Source organism: Hamadaea flava (genome assembly GCF_024172085.1).
Taxonomy (GTDB): Bacteria; Actinomycetota; Actinomycetes; order Mycobacteriales; family Micromonosporaceae; genus Hamadaea; species Hamadaea flava.
In genome coordinates, this window is sequence record NZ_JAMZDZ010000001.1 from 4,020,290 (window position 1) to 4,039,284 (window position 18,995).

The window sequence follows — 18,995 nt, forward strand, 5'->3', positions numbered from 1 at the left end:
CCGCCCGGCAAGGAGACGAAATCATGAGCAGAAGGCTCCTCGTCGCGACGGCCAGTGTGCCGATCGCGTTGCTGTTCGCGCTGTCCGGCTGTGGCAAGTCCGGTAACACGGACAACGGGGTCGCCTCGGTCGGCGGCACCGCCAGCGCCAGCCCGAGCGCGTCCAAGACCCGTTCCGCCGCCGAGGAGCAGGAGCGGGCGCTCAAGTTCGCCCAGTGCATGCGTGAACACGGCGTGGACATGCCGGACCCGGAGATCAAGGACGGCAAGATCCAGATGCGGATCAACGCCCAGCCGGGAACCGACGTCGACGCAGCCCAGAAGGCGTGCAAGGACTACGCGCCCGACGGCGGCCCCGGCGGCGGCAAGGCCGACGCGGAGATGCAGAAGAAGGCCCTCGAGTACGCCAAGTGCATGCGGGAGAACGGCGTCGAGAAGTTCCAGGACCCCGATCCCAACCAGGGCGGCATCCGCATCGACGGCAGCATCGCGGATGACCCTGACTTCCCGAAGGCGCAGCAGGCCTGCGACAAGATCATGGGCCCGTCGATCAAGGAGACCCAGAGCTCATGACGGTCTCCACGGAGGACACGGCGACGGGCGTACGCCCCAAGCGCCGGAAGAAGGGACGCGGCGGAAAGCTGATCGGAGCTGGTGTCGCCGTCCTCGCGGTCGGCGCGGCGACCGCGGCCACCCTCGGTTTCGGGTTCGCGCCGGAGAAGGCCGAGGACAACCAGTCGCAGCTGCCGCCGACGACCGCGAAGGTCACCAAGCAGACCCTCAACGACACCCAATCCGTGTCCGGCGATCTCGGGTACGGCGACTCGACGGCCCTCGCCGCACGGATCCAGGGAACCGTGACGTCACTCCCGTACGCCAGCTCGATCTTCCAACGCGGGAACGCCGTCTACAAGGTGAACAACACCCCGATCGTGCTCATGTACGGCACTGTTCCGGCGTACCGGGAGTTGAAGGTGGGCGACGAGGGCGCCGACGTCAAGCAGCTGGAGCAGAACCTGAAGGCGCTGGGCTATTCCGGTTTCACCGTCGACAGCAAGTACACCTCGGACACTGCTGACGCGGTCGAGGACTGGCAGGAAGATCTCGGTCTCGACGAGACCGGCCGGGTCGAGCTGGGCCGGGTGCTGTTCGCTCCAGGTGCGATCCGGGTCGACAGCGTCAAGGCATCGCTGGGCGGCGAGATCGGCCCGGGACAAGAGGTCTTGTCCTACACCGGGACCAGCCGCGTGGTCAGCATCCAGTTGGGCATCGGCGACCAGCGGCTGGCCAAGAAGGGCACGGCCGTCTCGATCCAGCTGCCCGACGGCAAGAAGGTCGACGGGACCGTTCAGCGGGTCTACACCGTGATCGAGGCCAGCGACGACCCCAACGGCGACGCGGAGACGAAGATCGAGGCGCAGCTGACCCTGAAGGACGCCAAGGCGGCGGCCGGCCTCGACGTCGCCTCCGTCGAGGTGGTCTTCACGGCGGCCGAGCACAAGGACGTGCTCACCGTCCCGGTCGCCGCGCTGGTCGCACTGGCCGAGGGCGGCTACGGCGTCGAGATCGTCGACGGCTCCAGCACGCACTACGTGAAGGTCGAGACCGGCCTGTTCGGGGGCGGCCGGGTCGAGATCACCGGCGACGGCATCGCCGAGGGCGTCACCGTCGGGATGCCGAAATGATCGAGCTGACCGGCGTCTCGAAGGTCTACCCGGGTGGCGTGCACGCGCTGCGCGACGTGAGCTTGACGATCGGCGAGCAGGAGCTGATGGCGATCGTCGGACCGTCCGGGTCGGGCAAGTCGACCATGCTGCACGTACTGGGCACGCTCGATCGGCCCAGCTCCGGCCGGGTGACGATCGACGGGTACGACGTCTCCCGGCTCTCCGACCGGCAGCTGTCGGCGTTACGGGCGACCCGGATCGGCTTCGTGTTCCAGCAGTTCCACCTCGCGCCCGGGGTCAGTGCGCTGGACAACGTCGCCGACGGGCTCCTCTACAGCGGCATCGGCCTCGGCGAACGCCGTCGGCGCGCGAACGTGGCCCTGGAGCGTGTCGGGCTCGGACACCGGATCGACCACGAGCCCCACGAGTTGTCCGGCGGCGAACGGCAGCGGGTCGCCATCGCCCGCGCCGTCGTCGGCGAGCCGCCCGTGCTGCTGGCCGACGAGCCGACCGGCAACCTCGACTCCTCGTCGGGGGCAGGCGTGATGAAGCTGCTCCGGGAGCTGCACTCGGCGGGCACCACCGTCGTGATCATCACGCACGACCGGGAGATCGCTGCCACGCTGCCGCGCCAGGTGCACATGCGCGACGGCGAGATCGTCGGCGACGACCTGCCGGACGAGGCCGCTGCGCTGGGCGTACCACTGGAAGGAGCGCGACCGTGACCGCGAGTCTGGACCACCGGCCGCGGTTGACCCCGGCCCGGATGGGACCGCGCGACATCGTGCGGGTCGGGGCCGCGGGCCTGCGCACGCGGCCGACCCGCGCGCTGCTGTCGGCGCTGGGCATCGCGATCGGCATCGCCGCGATGATCGCGGTGGTCGGCATCTCGTCGTCCTCGCAGGCGGACCTGGACCGCAAGCTGGCCGCGCTGGGGACGAACCTGCTGACGGTCTCCCCGGGGCAGACGATGTTCGGCAAGGACGCCAGCCTGCCCGAGGAGGCCGAGTCGATGATCGAGCGGATCGGCCCGGTGCAGGCCGTGTCGGCGGTCGGCACGGTCAGCGGCGCGAGCGTCTACCGGTCCGACAAGATCCCGAAGGCGCAGACCAACGGGCTCGCCACCTTCGCGGCCCGGCTGGACCTGCTGGAGACGGTCGGCGCGAAGCTCCGAAGTGGAGTGTGGCTGAACGAGGCGACGGCCCGGTACCCGGCGGTCGTGCTCGGCGACGCGGCCGCGCGGCGGCTGGGCATCAGCCACGCCGGACCCGATGTCGAGATCATCGTCGGCGGCGACAGGTTCATCGTGGTCGGCATCCTCGAACCGGTGGCCCTCGCGGACGAACTGGACCCCGGCGTGATCATGGGCTGGCCGGTGGCGGCGGACAAGTTCGACTTCGACGGCCACGCGACGACGGTCTACACGCGGTCGGACGAGAGCCAGGTCGAGGCGGTCCGCGCCGTGCTCGGCGCGACGGCCAACCCGGAGAACCCGAGCGAGGTCAACGTGTCCCGCCCGTCCGAGGCGCTGACCGCGCAACGGGCGGCCGGCGCGGCCTTCACCGGCCTACTGCTCGGCCTGGGCGCGGTAGCCCTGCTGGTCGGCGGGGTCGGCGTGGCCAACACGATGGTGATCTCGGTCCTCGAACGCCGGGCCGAGATCGGTCTCCGGCGCTCGCTCGGCGCCACCCGCGGGCAGATCCGGGTGCAGTTCCTCGCGGAATCACTCCTGCTGTCCGCCCTCGGCGGCGTCGGCGGCCTGCTCCTGGGCATCGGCGTGACCACCGGGTACGCGTACTACCAGAGTTGGCCGACCACCGTGCCCGCCTGGGCGACCGTCGGCGGCGTGGCCGCCACCGTCGTGATCGGCGGGATCGCCGGGCTCTACCCGGCCATCCGGGCCGCCCGGCTCTCCCCGACGGAGGCGCTCGCCGCCCCCTGACCCTTCTCACGACGCAGATCAGGGATGTGCGGACCTCCTCACCTGGGGAAGGCTGCACATCCCTGATCTCGCTATCCAGCCTGCGCAGCACGCAGGGATGGGTGGGCCGCCGCCCCGGGGGAGGTGGCGCAGCGGCCCACCCCCGTTCGCAGTCGCCTGCGTGTGGACCGACGCGTCATCGCCTGCGACCGAGCCTAAGCAGGCCCGCTGTCTGGGCACTTTCTTCGGCGGACTCGGAAAACTTCCGGTCAGCCGGCGGGGCTGATCACCTGATCGCCGGTCGTCGAGGCCGAATACTCTTGGCCACCGGCAGTTTCCGGCGGCAGAATGTCGCCAGCCGCAGATCAGCGGTCGGACGACAGGAACGCATATGGCAAACCCCTCCGTCGGGAGGATTCGCGCGGCTCGCGTCGCCGCCAAGCTCACCCAGGCAGAGCTCGCGGCACGGGCCGGCATCAGCGTCCGCGCCCTGCGCGACATCGAGCAGGGGCGGGTCGACAAACCACACTCCTCGTCGATGGAGCGACTGTCCGCAGCGCTCGGTCTGGACCCGGCCCCGGCACCCACGCAGGCGATCACGGTCAGCGTCCTCGGCCCACTGGTTCTCACCCGCCAAGGCAGACCGGTTGCGATCATGGCGGCCGCGCAGCGGCGGCTGATCACCCTCCTGGCGCTCGAGTCCGACCGATTCGTCCGGATAGATGAGATCGCAGAGGCGCTCTGGGACTCACGGCCACCTGAGGGCTGGCGAAATCGGCTGCACGTGCTGATCGGCCAGCTTCGCGACCTGCTCGAACCGCGGCGAGGGCGACGCGCGGCGAGCCGATACCTGCCGTCCGGAACGGGAGCGTACCGGCTGCAACTGCCGGTGGACGCCGTCGACGTCACCAGGTTCACCCAGTCCGTAGCGGCGGCGCGGGCGACCGCCCAGGACGGCGACCCGAATCGAGCGATGCACGCCTATGAGGCGGCGCTGCTGTGCTGGCGAGGCCCCGTAGACCGGGCGTACGCCGACCGGCCGGCTGCGCTCGCCCTCCGGCGTACCTGTCTGTCGGCGGTGTTGGAGCTGGCCGAGCAGGCCGCCGCCGCCGGGCAGGACGCGCGTACGCTCGCGCCGTTGGAAGCGACCGCCACCGCCGAACCGCTGCACGAAGGTCTGCAGGCCGCGCTGATGCGGGCGTACGCCCGGACCGGCCAGCAGGATCGAGCGATGCACCTCTATGCCGATCTCCGCAAGCGCCTGAGCGAAGAGCTGGGCGTGGACCCCGCACAAGAGACACAGGCGGCGTATCGAGAGATCCTGCGGCCGGGTGAGGCCGACGGCGCGAATCGCGTTCCGCAGCCGAGACCAGCCCAACTGCCCGTGACCACGCCCTATTTCGGAGGCCGCGACGACGCCGTCGCGGCTGTCGCCGGTCATCTCTGCGGTCCGCCCCGGCCCGGCGAGATTCCGTCCGCCCGCATCCTGGTCTTGCACGGGATGCCCGGGATCGGCAAGACGACCTTGACCGTGCACGTCGCCCATCAGGTGAAGCAGCGCTATCCGGACGGACAGCTCTACGCCGACCTGCGCGGCGAGTCCATCGACCCAGCACACCCGGGTCAGCTGCTCAGCGGCTTTCTTCGATCGCTGGGGGTGACGGCCGGCGACATCCCCGAGAACCTGGCTGAACGCTCCGCGCTGCTGCGGTCCTATCTCACCGGCCGGCGCATCCTGATGGTTCTGGACGACGCTCGCAGCGCCGAACAGGTGCTGCCTTTCCTGCCGTCAGGCGATGGCAACGACGTCCTGATCACGAGCCGCAATCCGCTCATCGAGCTCCCAGTCACCCGGTACCGGCTCGATCCACTGGACGCGGCGTCGTCGCTCTCACTGCTCCGGCGCCTGGTACCCGAGGACGAGCTCGAGGGGGATCCGCTGGCGGCGGCCCGCATCGTGCAGATCTGCAGCGGCCTGCCGCTCGCCCTCAGCATCGCCGCCGCCCGTACACACTCCGGCGACACCCTGGACGGCATCGCGCACACGCTGGAACCCGCCGACAGCCGGATCACCGGTCTGCACAGCGGCGAGCTGGCACTGCGGAACACCCTGGACTCCGCGTACGCCAACCTGGGGCACGCGGCCCGAGCCATGCTGCGGCGGTTGGCCGCAGTCGGTACGCGTACCTTCCCGGCCTGGCTCAGCGCCGTCCTCCGAGTGGAGCCGGAGAAGTCCGTCGACGCCCTCGCCGAACTCTCCGCGGCACACCTCGTGAGCAGGGCCGGCGGGTCGGCCGCACACGCTCATTACCGCATCCACGACCTCGTCCGCCTCTACGCGATGAACTTGACCGACGACGAGGACCACGCGGCCGCCCGATACGCGGTCGCGCAGTGGGCACATGTGGCCCGCCGGACCTCCGGCCAGTACGCCGGTGGGCGCAGCCTGTCCCTGGATCCGCTGTCCCTGCCCGACCCGGACGAGCCGGGACTCCCCGAGGTCGTGGACGTCAACGGCTGGTTCGACACCGAACGCGACAACCTGCTCGACGCGCTGGCCGGCCGGGCCGCCACCGGCGATCTCCGGCTCGCGGTGAGCCTGCTCGTGGCGCTCAGCCCCTTCCTGCGGGCGCGGTATCAGCTCGACCAGTGGCGAGTGTGCCTCCAGCGGATCAGGGCGGTTCCCGGTTTCGCCGACGATCTCGTCGCGAGCGCGTACGCCGACGAGTCCGAGACCAACCTGCTGATGGCCGAAGGCCAGGACGTCGCCGCCATCGCGGTGGCCGAGCACGGTCTGGCCACGTTCCTGCGGATCGGCCAGGCGCAGGGCGCTCACCTGATGCGCTACCACCTGGCTTACTTCCACCGGCGGGCGAAACGAATAGAACAGGCGACCGCGCTGCTCACCGAGATCCTCGACGCGCCACCGGAACAGGAGCCGAGCCCGTCCATCCGGGCCGCGGCACACCAGGGAATCGGCCTCATCCACCGTGAGCATTTGGACGATCTGCCGACCGCGGTGCATCACTTCGAACGTGCCCTCGCCCTGCTACCCGATCCCACCAATCGCGAATACACGCAGGTGGTCTACAGCCTGTGCCTCGGTCTGCACATCCTGAACCGGCTCGCCGAGATGGAGCCACTGGTGGCCGCGGGACTTCGGGTATCCCGATCGCTCGGCGATCGAGTGGGCATGTTCAGCTTCCTCAGTCTGCAGTCCTCCGTCCTGCCGATCGAGCAGGCACGCGACGCCTTGGAGGAGGCTCAGATCCTTGCCCAGACGATCGGCAGAGCCGAGTACCAGGCGCATGTCCACGAGGCCAGGGGCCGGCTCGCCGAGCGCATGGACGACTACACGGAGGCAGCCCGGCAGTTCGCGGCCGCCGTCGCGATCTACGAACGAGCCAGCGCGGGCCGCTCGGCCGACCGGGCGGCCAAAACCCTGGCCCGGTTGCGGACGCAGGCGGACGCCAGCTGAACTCGTTCGCGCTGGGTCGCTCGTTACGCGCTGGATCAGGGTTCCAGGTCGGATCTTGCCTCAAGATTCGACCGAGATTCCTGATCCAGCGCCCAAAGACGGCGCCGAAAGAAGGCGCCGAGAGACAGCGGAACCCCTTCAGGGGACGACGGCCACCGGCCACTTCCCCGTGCGGACCAAGCGGGCCGCGACCGATCCGACCAACCGGTGCCCAGGCTGGGCCGACGCGCCCACGATGACCGCGTCGGCCTTCAGGTCGTCGGCCGCGGCCCGCAGCTCGCCGAACGGGTCGCCCCGCCGGGTCAGGAAGGTCACCGGTACGCGCATCTCCTCGGCGAGTTGGCGTACCTCGTGACGCAGTTCCGTCTCCAGTTCGTCGAAGGTCCGCTGCTGTGCCGCCGCGGCCCCCGTGATCATCGACGTCCAGGCGTGCGGCTCGGCGACGTACACCACGGCGAGCTGGCTGTTCTGCCGTCGTGCCATGCCGCAGGCGTACGCCGTCGCCCGCATGGACGTCTCCGAGCCGTCGATGCCGACCATGATCAGCCGGGGGCCGTCCGTTCCCCGCTCCCACGGCGAGACCGCGCAAGCAGGCCCGTATCGCACTACGGAGAGGGGTTCGGCGGTCATGACCTCGTCGCCGCCTTAGCACCGGCAGCCGAGCCCGTGGCCGACGCCGAACCCTCAGCCGAGGCGGCATCCCCGGCGGCCGCCGACGGCTTGGCGCCCAGGTCGATCGTCGTACGCAGGGTGATCGGCTTGAAGGCGATGGCCGCGATGAGGCCGACGACCGCGATGGCCGCCGAGATCAGGAAGATGTGCCCGGTCGCGTCCCCGTACGCCGCCCGCACGATGTGCTGGAAGGCCTCGGGCAGCGCGTTGATGTTGAGGGCGCTGGTCTTGCCGGTGCCGCTCGCCTGGATGCCGGCCTGGGCCAGGCTCTCCGTGATGTTGGCGGTGACCCGATTGGCCAGCACCGCGCCGAGGACCGAGACCCCGACCGTGCCGCCCAGCGACCGGAAGAAGGTGACCGAGGCGCTCGCCGCGCCCATCTCCTGGAGCGGGACGTCGTTCTGCACCGCCAGGACGAGGTTCTGCATCGTCATGCCGACGCCGATGCCGACCAGGGCCATGCCGAGGCCGACGAGGCCCAGCGGGGTCTCGTGGTCGATCGTCGACAGCACCAGGAAGCCGCCGATCAGCACGACCGTGCCGGCCACGATGAAGCGCTTGACGGTGCCGCTGCGCGAGATGAGCCGTCCGGTGATCGTCGAGGAGACCAGGACGCCGGCCATCATCGGGATGGTGAGCAGGCCCGCCTCGGTGGGCGTGTAGCCGCGGCCGATCTGGAAGTACTGGCCGAGGAAGACCGCGCCGCCGAACATCGCCATGCCGACCGCGAGGCTCGCGATGATCGACAGGGCCGGCGTACGCCGCCGGATGATCTTCAATGGGACGACGGGCTGCGCCGCCCGGGATTCGACCCAGACCGCGATCGCCAGGATCACCACGCCCGCGCCGACGAAGGCGGCGGACTTCCCGGAGATCCAGTCGAACGAGTTGCCGACGAAGGAGACCCAGATCAGCAGGATCGAGACGCCGGCCGCGATGAGGCCCGCGCCCCAGTAGTCGATCTTCACGTTCGCCTGGCGGACGGTCGGCAGGTGCAGCGTCTTCTGCAGGACCAGGAAGGCCAGCGCCGCGATCGGTACGCCGACGAAGAAGCACCAGCGCCAGCCCAGCCAGGAGTCGACGATGACGCCGCCGAGCAGCGGGCCGCCGACGGTGGCGAAGGCCATCACCCCACCGAGGTAGCCGTTGTACCGGCCACGCTCGCGCGGCGGGATCATCGCCGCGATCACGACCTGCACCAGTGCCTGGAGTCCGCCGACGCCGATGCCCTGGAAGGCGCGGGCGCCGATCAGCTGACCGGCGTTCTGCGCGAGCCCGGCGAGGATCGACCCGGCGACGAAGATCACGATCGCGATTTGGACCAGGAGCTTCTTGTTGAACAGGTCGGCGAGCCGCCCCCAGATCGGGGTGCTGGCGGTGGCGGTCAGCAGGGTCGCCGTGACCACCCAGGTGTACTGCGTCTGCGTACCGTTCAGCGCACCGAGGATCTTGGGCAGCGCGGTCGAGACGACCGTGCTGCTGATCATGGCGACGAACAGGACCAGCAGCAGACCGCTCAGCGATTCCATCACCTCGCGGTGATTCATCGGTGCGGCGGCGTCCGAGCGGGCTGCGGCTTCCGCCGAAGCGGGGGGAGCGGTGCTCATGATGGTGCCTCCAAGAGATCAACCACCAGAATCCCACAAACTTGCCGGGTGGGCAAAGTTTCTCAAAGTGCAATTATGCACAGCGGTAGAATCCGGGTGTGACCACGGAGACGATCGCGTCCGCCCCCGAGGGGCTGAGGGAGCGGAAGAAGGCCGCCACCCGCCAGGCGCTGCACCAGGCGGCGCTGCGCCTCGCCGTCGAGAAGGGGTACGCCGAGGTCACCGTCGATGCCATCGCCGACGCCGCACTGGTCTCCCGCCGCACGTTCTCGAACTACTTCGGGAGCAAGGAGGACGCCCTTCTCTACGGCGATCGCAATCGGGGTGAGCAGCTCGTCGAACAGTTGCGCGCGCAGCCCGCCGACCGGACCGCCTGGCAGGCGTTGCGAGGGAGCGCCGTCCAGCTATACACCGGGCTGGAGAACCTCGACCCGCAGTGGGTCGCCCAGCTCCGGCTGATCCGGCGGCATCCGGCGATCCTGGCCCAGCAGGTGGCCAACCACGGCCGGCTCGAACAGGGCCTCGCCGAGGAGCTGACGACCCGGCCGGGCGGGCTCGATTCGCTGGCGGCGCGCGTACTGGCGGCCGCGTTCCTCGCCGCGCTCCGGGCGGCCATCACGGTCTGGCTCGACGAAGGCGGACGGCGACGAGGGCTGCCGGAGATGGTCGACCGCGCCCTCGACGAGCTGGCGAAGCAGTACGCCTGAGATGCCCGAGGGCGACACCGTCTGGAACACGGCCCGGTCGCTGGACCGGCTCGTCGGGCAGACCTTGACCGGCTCGGACTTTCGCGTACCGCAGTTGGCGACGGCCGACCTGACCGGGCGCACCGTCCAGTCCTCGGCCAGTCGAGGCAAACATCTGCTCCTGCGGCTCAGCGGCGGGGTGACCCTCCACTCCCATCTGCGGATGGACGGCTCCTGGCGCGTCTTCGCCGCCGGTGAGCGGTGGAGTGGCAAGCCCGCCCACCTGATCAGGGTCGTCCTGAAGACGGACGGCGCGGCGGCGGTCGGCTATCACCTGCACGAGCTGAAACTCGTACGCACCACCGGCGAGCAGGCACTGCTGGAGCATCTTGGCCCCGACCTGCTCGGCGACGACTGGGATCCCGCCGAAGCCGTACGCCGTCTCGCAGCCGATCCGACCCGGGAGATCGCCGAAGCGCTGCTCGACCAACGGAACCTGGCCGGTATCGGCAACCTCTACAAGGCGGAAATCCTTTTCCTGCAAGGGATCTGGCCCTGGACTCCGGTCGGTGAGGTGGCCGGCCTGCCGAAGCTCGCCGATCTCGCCCACCGGCTGCTCACCGCCAACAAGGGCCGCTGGACGCAGAGCACCACCGGTTCACTACGCCGAGGCGAGACGACGTACGTCTACGGCCGCCGGTCGATGCCCTGCCGACGCTGCGGCACCTTGATTCGCAAGCAGGACCAGGGCGAGCGAATCACCTATTGGTGTCCGACGTGTCAACCCGGGCCTGTGGGTAGATGATGGGTCATGGACCAGTGGGTGGTATTGACCCAGATCGCCCTCGCTGCCGTACTCGGCGCGTCGATCGGGCTGGAGCGGGAGCTCAACGCGCAACCGGCCGGCCTGCGTACGCACATGCTGGTCAGCCTGGGCGCGGGCCTGTTCACCCTGTCCGGGGCCTACCTGCCGGGCGATGACCCGACTCGCATCGCCGCCCAGGTCGTGACCGGCATCGGCTTCCTCGGCGGCGGCGCGATCCTCCGCGAGGGTGCCAACATCCGGGGTCTCACCACGGCCGCCTCCCTCTGGGTGACCGCCGCGATCGGCACCGCGGTCGGGCTGCGCTGGTGGTTCCCAGCCGTCGCCACGACCGTACTGGCCCTCCTCGTCCTCTCCCTGGTGAAGTACGTCGAACGGGAGGCGCTGCCCCGCCGGCGGCTGCTGGAGATCACCCTGACCCTGGAACCGGACGCTCGGCTCGACCGCGTCGAGCAGGAGGTCATGGAGGCGCTGCCCCGCTCCCGGATACTCAAGGTCTCGTACTCCCTCACCGGCCAGGCCCTGGTGCTGACGTCGCAACCGCAGAACGGCACCAGCCTCAGCGTCATCGGCGAACGGCTGCGCGGGCTGGCCGGCGTACACGGGGTCGAAATCAGCCGCTGAGGCTCGCATAATGGCCGCATGTCTGGAAGCGCTCCCACAGACGACCTCCGACGATCGAGGATCGCTACCTCAGCCCTCTTCCTGCTCTTCGGCACGGCGCTCGGCGCCTGGACCGCCCGCATCCCGGCGATCAAGAGCCACCTCGGGCTCACCGACGGCACGCTCAGCCTCGGCCTGCTCGCCTTCGCCCTGGGCGCGATCATCGGCATGCAGGTCGCCGGTCGGCTGGTCGATCGGCTCGGCAGCTCGCGCGTACTGATCCCGGTCGCGTTCGCCGAGGGAGCCGCCCTGATCACCCCGGCCTTCGCCCCCAACCTGGCCGCGCTGATCGTCTGCCTGCTCGTCTTCGGCACCGTGCACGGCCTGCTCAACATCTCGATGAACGCCAACGCCGTCGAGATCCAGCGGGCCTGGGGCAAGCCCATCATCACGTCGTTCCACGCCGTCTACAGCGTCGGCGGCTTTCTCGGCGCCGCGTACGGCGGGCTCTTCGCTTGGGCCGACCTCAGCCCGCAGGTCACCTTCCTCAGCCTTGCCGCGCTGCTCACGGTCCTCGCCGCGGCCTGCTCCCGGTTCGTCCTACGCGCCGCGCCAGTTCCGTCCACGCCCGACACTCCACAACGGACAACGGGAGTGTTCCTGCTCGGTGTCCTCGCCTTCTGCTGCCTCGTCGGCGAAGGCGCCGCGGCCGACTGGAGCTCCGTCTACCTCCGCGACGGCCTGCGCAGCACCGCCGGATTCGCGGCGGCGGCCTACGCGGCGTTCGCGATAGCCATGACCGGCGGCCGTCTCGTCGGCGACCGCCTGGCCGCGCGGCTCGGTCAAACTCACCTGGTACGCGCAAGCGCAGCGCTCGCCGCCGTCGGCCTCGCCGCCGCCCTCGCGATCAGCCACCCCATCGCGGCCGTGGTCGGCTTCGGCTGCCTCGGCGCCGGGCTGGCCTGCATCGCCCCGCAGGTCTTCGCCGCCGCCGGTAACCGGAACCCGGCCCGAGCCGGGCAGGCCATCGCCCGCGTCGCCGCCATGGGGTACGCCGGATTCCTGGTCGGCCCGGTCGTCATCGGGGCGTTCGCCCAACTCACCAGCCTGCGCTGGGCGTTGAGCGTACCCGTGGTGTTGACGATCTTCGTGGCCTTGACCGCCGCGGCGCTTCAGCCCCAGTCGGGCAGATTGTGGCCGATCAGCTGGCACCGCGCGTAAAGGTGGGTCTGGTGCGGGGCCGGACTGCCCTCCGGCGGCGCCCAGTCCTCCGCGATCAGCTCCAGCACGGCGAAACCGTGCCGGGTGAGCAGATCGCGCAACTCCTCCCGCGGGTACGCGGTCAGCGGCACCTTCTCCCCGAGGAAATCCCGGAGCAGGTAGTCGGTGTCGCCCTCGACCATGCCCAAAGCGAAGAACGCGCCGTGCTTGAGTTCCCGCCGGACGTCCTCGAGAACATCCTCGATCTCCGTACGCGGCAGCACGAGCAGGGAGAAGAACGCCACCGCGGCGTCGAACCGGTCCTCGACCGGATGCAGACCGCTGAGATCGTGCAGATCCCGCTCGACGAAGATCGCGTCGGGAACCTCGTGCCGGGCGATGTCCAGCATCACCGGCGACGCGTCGACGCCGACCACCTCACAGCCGCCGTCGACAAGCTGCCGAGCCGTGGGTACGCCCGTCCCGCAGCCGACGTCGAGCACGATCGGCGGCCGATGCCGCGTCTCCCGCAACCGTTCCAGCAGCCAATCACCCGTCGCGTACTGGCCGGGCCGGTCAGAGAACGCCTCGCCGTAATGCGCGCCGATCGAGTCGAAGACCCGGGCGAGGTCGGGCCGAACCTCCTGCGCCACTTCTTGCGCCACGCCCTCATCCTCCCAGCTCACACCCCTCCCCACCCCCTCTTTCCTCCTTCCACTCCCCCGCCGCTTTCCGCGCGCCCCCCCCCCCCCCCCCCCCCCGCCGCTTTCCGCGCGCCCCTTGCCGCTTTCCGCGCGCCCCCCGCCGCTTTCCGCGCGCCCCCCGCCGCTTTCCGCGCGCCCCCCGCCGCTTTCCGCGCGCCCCCCGCCGCTTTCCGCGCGATCATGAACTAACGGTCGTGATCGACCGGCGTGTCGTGCCCCCAGCGCCCTGATCAACTCCCGAGCGGCATGATCAATCGGCGTGCTCCGTTCCCGCGCCGGACGAACGTCGCTACGCTCACGCCCATGAGCGGGTCGCACGAGCACGACCACAACTCCCCGTTGCGGGAGCATGACCGCGCGCACGATGGCGACCACGACCACCCGGGGGAGCACGACCACAACTCCCCGTTGCGGGAGCATGACCACGCGCACGACGGCGACCATGAGCACGGCGAACACGGCCATGGGCAGGGGCACGGGCACGACCACGGGCACGACGACCACGAGTACGGCGAGCACGGGCACGGGCACGACGAGCACGGGCACGGGCACGACGAGCACGAACACGGGCACGACGAGCACGAACACGGGCACGACGAGCACGGGCACGGGCACGACGAGCACGAACACGGGCACGACGAGCACGGGCACGGGCACGGGCACGGCGAGCACGGACACGGGCACGGCGAACACGAACACGGGGGCGGCGGGCTGTGGCACCGGCTCACCCACTTCTTGACGCCGCACTCGCACGACACGGCCGCCAAGGTCGACTCGGCGATGGAGACCTCTCGCGAGGGCCTTCGCGCTTCGTGGATTTCGTTGGGCGTACTGGGGGTGACGGCGATTCTTCAGGCGATCGTGGTCGTCCTGTCCGGCTCGGTCGCGCTCCTCGGCGACACGCTGCACAACGTGGCCGACGCGCTGACCGCCGTACCGCTCGGGATCGCGTTCGTCCTGGGCCGGCGACGTCCTACTCGCCGCTACACCTACGGCTACGGGCGCGCCGAAGACCTCGCCGGAATCGTGATCGTCGTGTTCATCGCGGCGTCCGCGGTCGTCGCCGGTTATGAAGCCGTACGCCGACTGCTCAACCCGGCCGAGGTCAGCCATCTTTGGGTGGTCGCCGTCGCGGCGCTCATCGGATTCGCCGGCAACGAACTCGTGGCCCGATACCGGATAAGTGTCGGACGCCGGATCGGCTCGGCTGCTCTCGTCGCCGACGGGCTTCATGCGCGTACCGATGGCTTCACGTCTTTGGCGGTGTTGCTCGGAGCCGGCGGCGTGGCGATCGGCTGGTCATGGGCGGACCCGGTCGTGGGTTTGCTGATCACGGTAGCGATTCTGTTCGTGCTGAAGGACGCGGCGCGCGAGGTGTACCGGCGGCTGATGGACGCCGTGGACCCCGACCTCGTCGACAAGGTCTCCGCCGTGCTCGTCGAGACGCCCGGGGTGACCGGCGTCGGCGACGTCCACCTGCGGTGGATCGGCCACCAGCTGCGCGCCGAATGCGAGATCAGCGTCGACCCCTCGCTCACGATCGCGCGGGCGCACGCCATCGCGGTGGACGCCGAGCATCGGCTGATCCATGCCGTACCGCGATTGACCAGGGCTTTTGTGCACGCCGACCCGGATGGCGACGAGCACCAGCACGACGAACTCGCCCATCACCGGGAAAACGGCCACGGACGCCGCACCGCGAAGACACACTGATTCGCCCCTGCCACCACTTCACCCGGCGAACCCCGGCGGACGCGGCGGCCCGGCCCCGGCGGCCGGACCCCGCCGCTTGGACCCGCCGCTTGGACCCGGCGGCCCGGCCCGCGGACTCGGTCGACCCGGCCCGCAGACTCGGTCGACCCGGCCCGCAGACTCGGTCGACCCGGCCCGCAGACTCGGTCGACCCCGCCCGCAGACTCGGTCGACCCGGCGCGCGAACCCGCCGTCCGGACCCCCGCCGCTTGGACCCGCCGCCCGGCCTGCGGACCCGGTGGACCCGGCGCGGACCCGATGGACCGGCGCGGACCCCGTGGACCCGGCGCGGACCCCGTGGACCCGGCGCGGACCCCGTGGACCCGGTGGACCCGGCGCGGACCCCGTGGACCCGGCGTGCGCCGGCGGGCCCAGCGCGCGGAGTTGATCATGCACTTGGGGAGTTGATCAGGGGCGCCGGTACACGACACGCCGGTTGATCACGACCATAAGTTCATGATCGCGCGGAAAGCCCCGCAGGGGCGAGCGGGCCGAGCGGGCCGAGCGCGGAGCGCGACGGCCCGGCGAGGGGCGAGCGAGGTCAGGAGCGTTTGGCCGCGACAAAGGCCCGAAGCCGCGAGAGCGGCCAAGCGTTGATGACGTCGTCCACGGTGAGCCAGCCCCGTTGGGCGGTCCCGATGCCGAATCGGATGTTGCGCATGTGCCGGGTGGAGTGCGCGTCGGTGTCGATGGCGAACTTCACGCCACGCCGTTTGGCGCGCAGGATGAGGTCGTCGGAGAGGTCCATCCGGTCGGGGAAGCTGTTGACTTCCAACGCCGTGCCCGTGGCGGCGGCCGCTTCGAAGACGGCGTCCCAGTCGGCGTCGATGGGCGGGCGTTTGCCGATCATCCGCGCCCGGGGGTGCCCGATGATGTTCACGTACGCGTTTTCGCAGGCCCGGATCAGTCGCTGGGTCTGCTCCGGGCTGGACAGGGTGAAGTGCGAGTGCACGGACGCCACGGTGATGTCGAACCCCGCGAGGAAGTCGCCGTCCCAGTCCACTTGGCCGAGGGGGTCGATGTTCAGTTCGGTGCCGTGCAGCAGTGTCATCGAGCCGGCGTCCAGCGATCGCAGTTCAGCGCGCTGGGCGAGCATCTTCTCGGTGGTCATCCGCTGCATGACGAGGTTCGGGGCATGGTCGGTGACGGCGTAGTACTCCAGGCCGCGGTCGATCGCGGCGGCCACCATCTTGTCCAGCGGTGACACGCCGTCGGTCAGGTCGGTGTGCGTATGCAGGTCGCCGCGCAGGTCAGCCTCGGTGATCAGGGCCGGCAGCTCCCGGCGGAGCGCCGCTTCGATCTCGCCCCGGTCTTCGCGCAGGGTGGGCGGGATCCATGGCAGGCCGAGCCGCTCGTAGACCTCCTCCTCGGTCTGGGAGACGAGGAGGTCGCCGGTCTCGGCGTCGAAGAGGCCGTATTCGGAGAGCTTGAGTTTGGCGTGGACGGCGATTTCGCGTACGCGGATGTTGTGCGCCTTGGAGCCGGTGAAGTATTGCAGCGCCGCACCCCAGGCGGCGGGCGGGACGACACGCAGGTCGACTTGGAGCCCTCGCCGGGTCCGGATGGACGTCTTGGTCGGGCCGCTGCCGATGACTTCGCTGGCGGCAGGCAGCGCCTTGAACGCCTCCATCAACGGTGCCGAGTCCTCGGCGGCGGCCAGGATGTCGACGTCGCCGATGCTGTCCCGGAACCGCCGCAGCGAGCCGGCGATGCTGATCGAGACACAGCCGGGCACCTGGGACAGCGCGCTGACGATCTCCTCGGCGACCGCGGTGGCGGTGTCGATGAGGACCCGGCCTTCGTTGCGGCGCAACAGTTCGATGCCGTGCAGGATGTTGTCGGCGGTCTTCGCTCCGAAGCCGGGCAGCCCGTCGAGCTTGCCCGCCTCGATCGCCGCCGCCAGTTCCTCGACCGTGGCGACGTCCAGTTCCTTCGTCAGCGTCACGGCCTTCTTCGGCCCGAGTCCTGGGATCTCCATCAGCTGCAGCGCGCCCGGCGGAATCCGCGTACGCAGTTCCTCGAGCGCACCGATGGCCCCGGTCTCCAGGTATTCCACGACCTTCGCCGTCATGGACTTGCCGACGTTGGGAATCTGCCCGATCCCGGCTGCATCCAATGTGGAGATGTCCTCGTGGTACGCGGCGACGGCCCGAGCGGCCTTGTCATAAGCCCGGATCTTGAAGGAGTCGGCGCCACCGGTGACGGCCAGCAGATCGGCCAGCTCCTCCAGCAGCGCGGCGACGGTGTCGTTGGCCCGCGGCATGTGACCAGTCTAGGCGGGGTCACCGACGAAAAGACCGCCGAGAACCGCTTGACGAACTTCCGTCCGGCCGGAGATATTGGCGGATATAAACATCCGATCAATGGCCCACCGCGCCGGGCAGCCCGACGAAAGGACCCCCGCCGTGGAACGCCGCACCCTCCTGAAAGCGACCGCCTTCGCCCCGCTGGCATCGACCAGCCGGCTCCAGCCGACCGGCCAGGGGACGGGGGAGAGCCAAGAAAGCGCAGTTCAGGCGCAGGGCCTGCCGTCGAGGCAGGCGATCCTCGACCAGGTACGCCTCGTCCAGACCTATTGGATCGGCACTCATCGAAACCCGGGTGACAACAAGTGGGCGAGAGCCACCTACTTCAGTGGGCACCAGGCTGCGTACCGGGCGACCGGTGAGAATCTGCGCTACGCCCAGAAGTGGTCTCAGCAGAACGCGTACGCCCTCAACGGCGGGACCACCACGCGCAATGCCGACAACCAGTGCGCCGGCCAGGCGTACTACGACCTGTTCGACATCGACCACGACGCGAGCCACTTGACGGCGATCAACGAGTCGATCCGGCTGATGGTGTTCGGGTCGAATCAGTCGAACAGCGACTGGTGGTGGTGCGACGCGCTGCACATGGCGATGCCAGTGTTCGCCCGCGTACGCACACACACCGGCGACCCGGCATACGGAGACAAGCTGTGGACGTTGTTCAGCTACACCAAGAACCTGCTGTGGGACGCCGGTGACCACCTCTGGTACCGCGACGCGAACTACGTCTATCCGACGGGCGGCCAGTGCCTGTCCCCCAACGGGAAGAAGGTCTTCTGGTCGCGCGGCAACGGTTGGGTGCTCGCCGGGCTGGCCAAGACGCACGCGCTCCTGCCGGTGTCGGATCCGCGCCGGGCCGACTACGCCGCCCTGTTCCAGCAGCACGCCGCCGGGCTGCTCCCGGTTCAAAGATCGGATGGCTTCTGGAACGTCAATCTCGCCGACCCGCTGCACCGGCCGGGGCCGGAGACTTCCGGAACCGCCTTCTTCACCTTCGGGCTGGCGTACGGGATCCGGGCCGGGTTGCTCGATCCGACGATTTATCTGCCCGCCGCCACGAACGCGTGGAACGGGATGACCGCGGTCGCCGTACGCTCCGACGGCCTGCTCGGCTACGTCCAGGGCACCGGCGCGAACCCGGACTCGAGTCAACCGGTCACCTCGACCAGCACAGCCGACTTCGGCGTCGGCGCCTTCCTGCTGGCCGGAACGGAGTTGGCGAAGCTAACGAGTTAGCGGGACCAGGGCCGAGATCTTCTTCGGCACGCACATCCGCCACGCCTCGATGATCAGCTCGGTCATCTCGTCCTCGTCGAGCGCGGCCAGCCGGGCGCGTACCCAGTTGAACCGCATGTCCGAGGGAATCGGCAGGAGAAACTTGTCCGGTTCTGCGGCCACCAGGGCTTCCCGCTCCTCCTTCGGGAAGCCGAAGCCGAGCAGGGTCTCGTCCGGCGTGATCGCGGCGTACACGATCTGGCCGACCCGGAACTTCACCTGGTCGCGGATCAGGTGCTCGCTGGTCCGCGGCAGCTCGCGGGCGACCGCGCGGATCTGGTCGACGGTGACCGGCACGG

Annotated in this window: 16 protein-coding genes; 11 read left to right on the forward strand and 5 right to left on the reverse strand. The window is 69.8% G+C overall.

The window, feature by feature from the left end:
* Positions 1–23 precede the first annotated feature (23 nt).
* The 5 genes from HDA40_RS18840 to HDA40_RS18860 all read left to right on the forward strand — a co-directional run bounded on the left by HDA40_RS18840 (position 24) and on the right by HDA40_RS18860 (position 7,065).
* Positions 24–572 carry a hypothetical protein gene (locus HDA40_RS18840; RefSeq protein WP_253757674.1) on the forward strand — a complete coding sequence of 183 codons (549 nt, stop codon included), beginning with the start codon at positions 24–26 and terminating at the stop codon, positions 570–572.
* Complete coding sequence (locus HDA40_RS18845; RefSeq protein ID WP_253757676.1) at positions 569–1,684, forward strand: peptidoglycan-binding protein; 1,116 nt, start codon at positions 569–571, stop codon at positions 1,682–1,684. Before HDA40_RS18840 ends, HDA40_RS18845 begins: the two co-directional genes overlap by 4 nt.
* Positions 1,681–2,391, forward strand: coding sequence for an ABC transporter ATP-binding protein (locus HDA40_RS18850; RefSeq protein ID WP_253757678.1), 711 nt, complete (start codon positions 1,681–1,683; stop codon positions 2,389–2,391). The genes HDA40_RS18845 and HDA40_RS18850 overlap by 4 nt, the downstream gene beginning before the upstream one ends.
* Before the next feature lie 41 nt (positions 2,392–2,432).
* Entirely contained in the window at positions 2,433–3,608 is a 1,176-nt protein-coding gene (locus HDA40_RS18855; RefSeq protein ID WP_253763677.1) for an ABC transporter permease, read from the forward strand.
* A 370-nt stretch (positions 3,609–3,978) separates the two neighbouring features.
* Positions 3,979–7,065: a BTAD domain-containing putative transcriptional regulator gene (locus HDA40_RS18860; protein ID WP_253757680.1), complete on the forward strand. Its 3,087-nt coding sequence runs from the start codon at positions 3,979–3,981 to the stop codon at positions 7,063–7,065.
* 138 nt (positions 7,066–7,203) lie between these two features.
* Here HDA40_RS18860 and HDA40_RS18865 read toward each other — a convergent pair whose 3' ends face one another.
* Together HDA40_RS18865 and HDA40_RS18870 are read right to left on the reverse strand one after the other, a co-directional pair.
* Positions 7,204–7,695: a universal stress protein gene (locus HDA40_RS18865; protein ID WP_253757682.1), complete on the reverse strand. Its 492-nt coding sequence runs from the start codon at positions 7,693–7,695 to the stop codon at positions 7,204–7,206.
* Positions 7,692–9,344: an MDR family MFS transporter gene (locus HDA40_RS18870; protein WP_253757684.1), complete on the reverse strand. Its 1,653-nt coding sequence runs from the start codon at positions 9,342–9,344 to the stop codon at positions 7,692–7,694. Before HDA40_RS18870 ends, HDA40_RS18865 begins: the two co-directional genes overlap by 4 nt.
* 98 nt (positions 9,345–9,442) lie before the next feature.
* Between HDA40_RS18870 and HDA40_RS18875 the strand changes: the two genes are divergently transcribed.
* From HDA40_RS18875 to HDA40_RS18890, 4 genes are read left to right on the forward strand one after another with little or no spacing between them, the layout of a single operon-like run.
* Entirely contained in the window at positions 9,443–10,051 is a 609-nt protein-coding gene (locus HDA40_RS18875; RefSeq protein ID WP_253757686.1) for a TetR/AcrR family transcriptional regulator, read from the forward strand.
* Between the two features lies 1 nt (position 10,052).
* Positions 10,053–10,835, forward strand: a complete 783-nt coding sequence (locus tag HDA40_RS18880; protein WP_253757688.1) for a DNA-formamidopyrimidine glycosylase family protein — start codon at positions 10,053–10,055, stop codon at positions 10,833–10,835.
* 6 nt (positions 10,836–10,841) lie between these two features.
* On the forward strand, positions 10,842–11,477 hold the full coding sequence (locus HDA40_RS18885) for an MgtC/SapB family protein (protein WP_253757689.1): 636 nt from the start codon (positions 10,842–10,844) through the stop codon (positions 11,475–11,477).
* 18 nt (positions 11,478–11,495) lie between these two features.
* Positions 11,496–12,677: an MFS transporter gene (locus HDA40_RS18890; protein ID WP_253757691.1), complete on the forward strand. Its 1,182-nt coding sequence runs from the start codon at positions 11,496–11,498 to the stop codon at positions 12,675–12,677.
* On the opposite strand, the gene HDA40_RS42165 is transcribed toward HDA40_RS18890, so the two are convergent.
* Positions 12,629–13,321, reverse strand: a complete 693-nt coding sequence (locus HDA40_RS42165) for a class I SAM-dependent DNA methyltransferase (protein WP_253757693.1) — start codon at positions 13,319–13,321, stop codon at positions 12,629–12,631. The genes HDA40_RS18890 and HDA40_RS42165 overlap by 49 nt on opposite strands.
* 342 nt (positions 13,322–13,663) lie before the next feature.
* Between HDA40_RS42165 and HDA40_RS18905 the strand changes: the two genes are divergently transcribed.
* Positions 13,664–15,073: a cation diffusion facilitator family transporter gene (locus tag HDA40_RS18905; RefSeq protein WP_275978263.1), complete on the forward strand. Its 1,410-nt coding sequence runs from the start codon at positions 13,664–13,666 to the stop codon at positions 15,071–15,073.
* 580 nt (positions 15,074–15,653) lie between these two features.
* Here HDA40_RS18905 and polX read toward each other — a convergent pair.
* Positions 15,654–17,375: a DNA polymerase/3'-5' exonuclease PolX gene (gene polX / locus HDA40_RS18910; RefSeq protein ID WP_253757695.1), complete on the reverse strand. Its 1,722-nt coding sequence runs from the start codon at positions 17,373–17,375 to the stop codon at positions 15,654–15,656.
* Positions 17,376–17,517: 142 nt separating this feature from the next.
* Here polX and HDA40_RS18915 point away from each other — a divergent pair, with 142 nt between their 5' ends.
* Entirely contained in the window at positions 17,518–18,657 is a 1,140-nt protein-coding gene (locus tag HDA40_RS18915) for a glycoside hydrolase family 88 protein (protein WP_253757697.1), read from the forward strand.
* On the opposite strand, the gene HDA40_RS18920 is transcribed toward HDA40_RS18915, so the two are convergent.
* Positions 18,646–18,993 carry an MmcQ/YjbR family DNA-binding protein gene (locus HDA40_RS18920; RefSeq protein ID WP_253757699.1) on the reverse strand — a complete coding sequence of 116 codons (348 nt, stop codon included), beginning with the start codon at positions 18,991–18,993 and terminating at the stop codon, positions 18,646–18,648. The genes HDA40_RS18915 and HDA40_RS18920 overlap by 12 nt on opposite strands.
* Between the last annotated feature and the right edge of the window lie 2 nt (positions 18,994–18,995).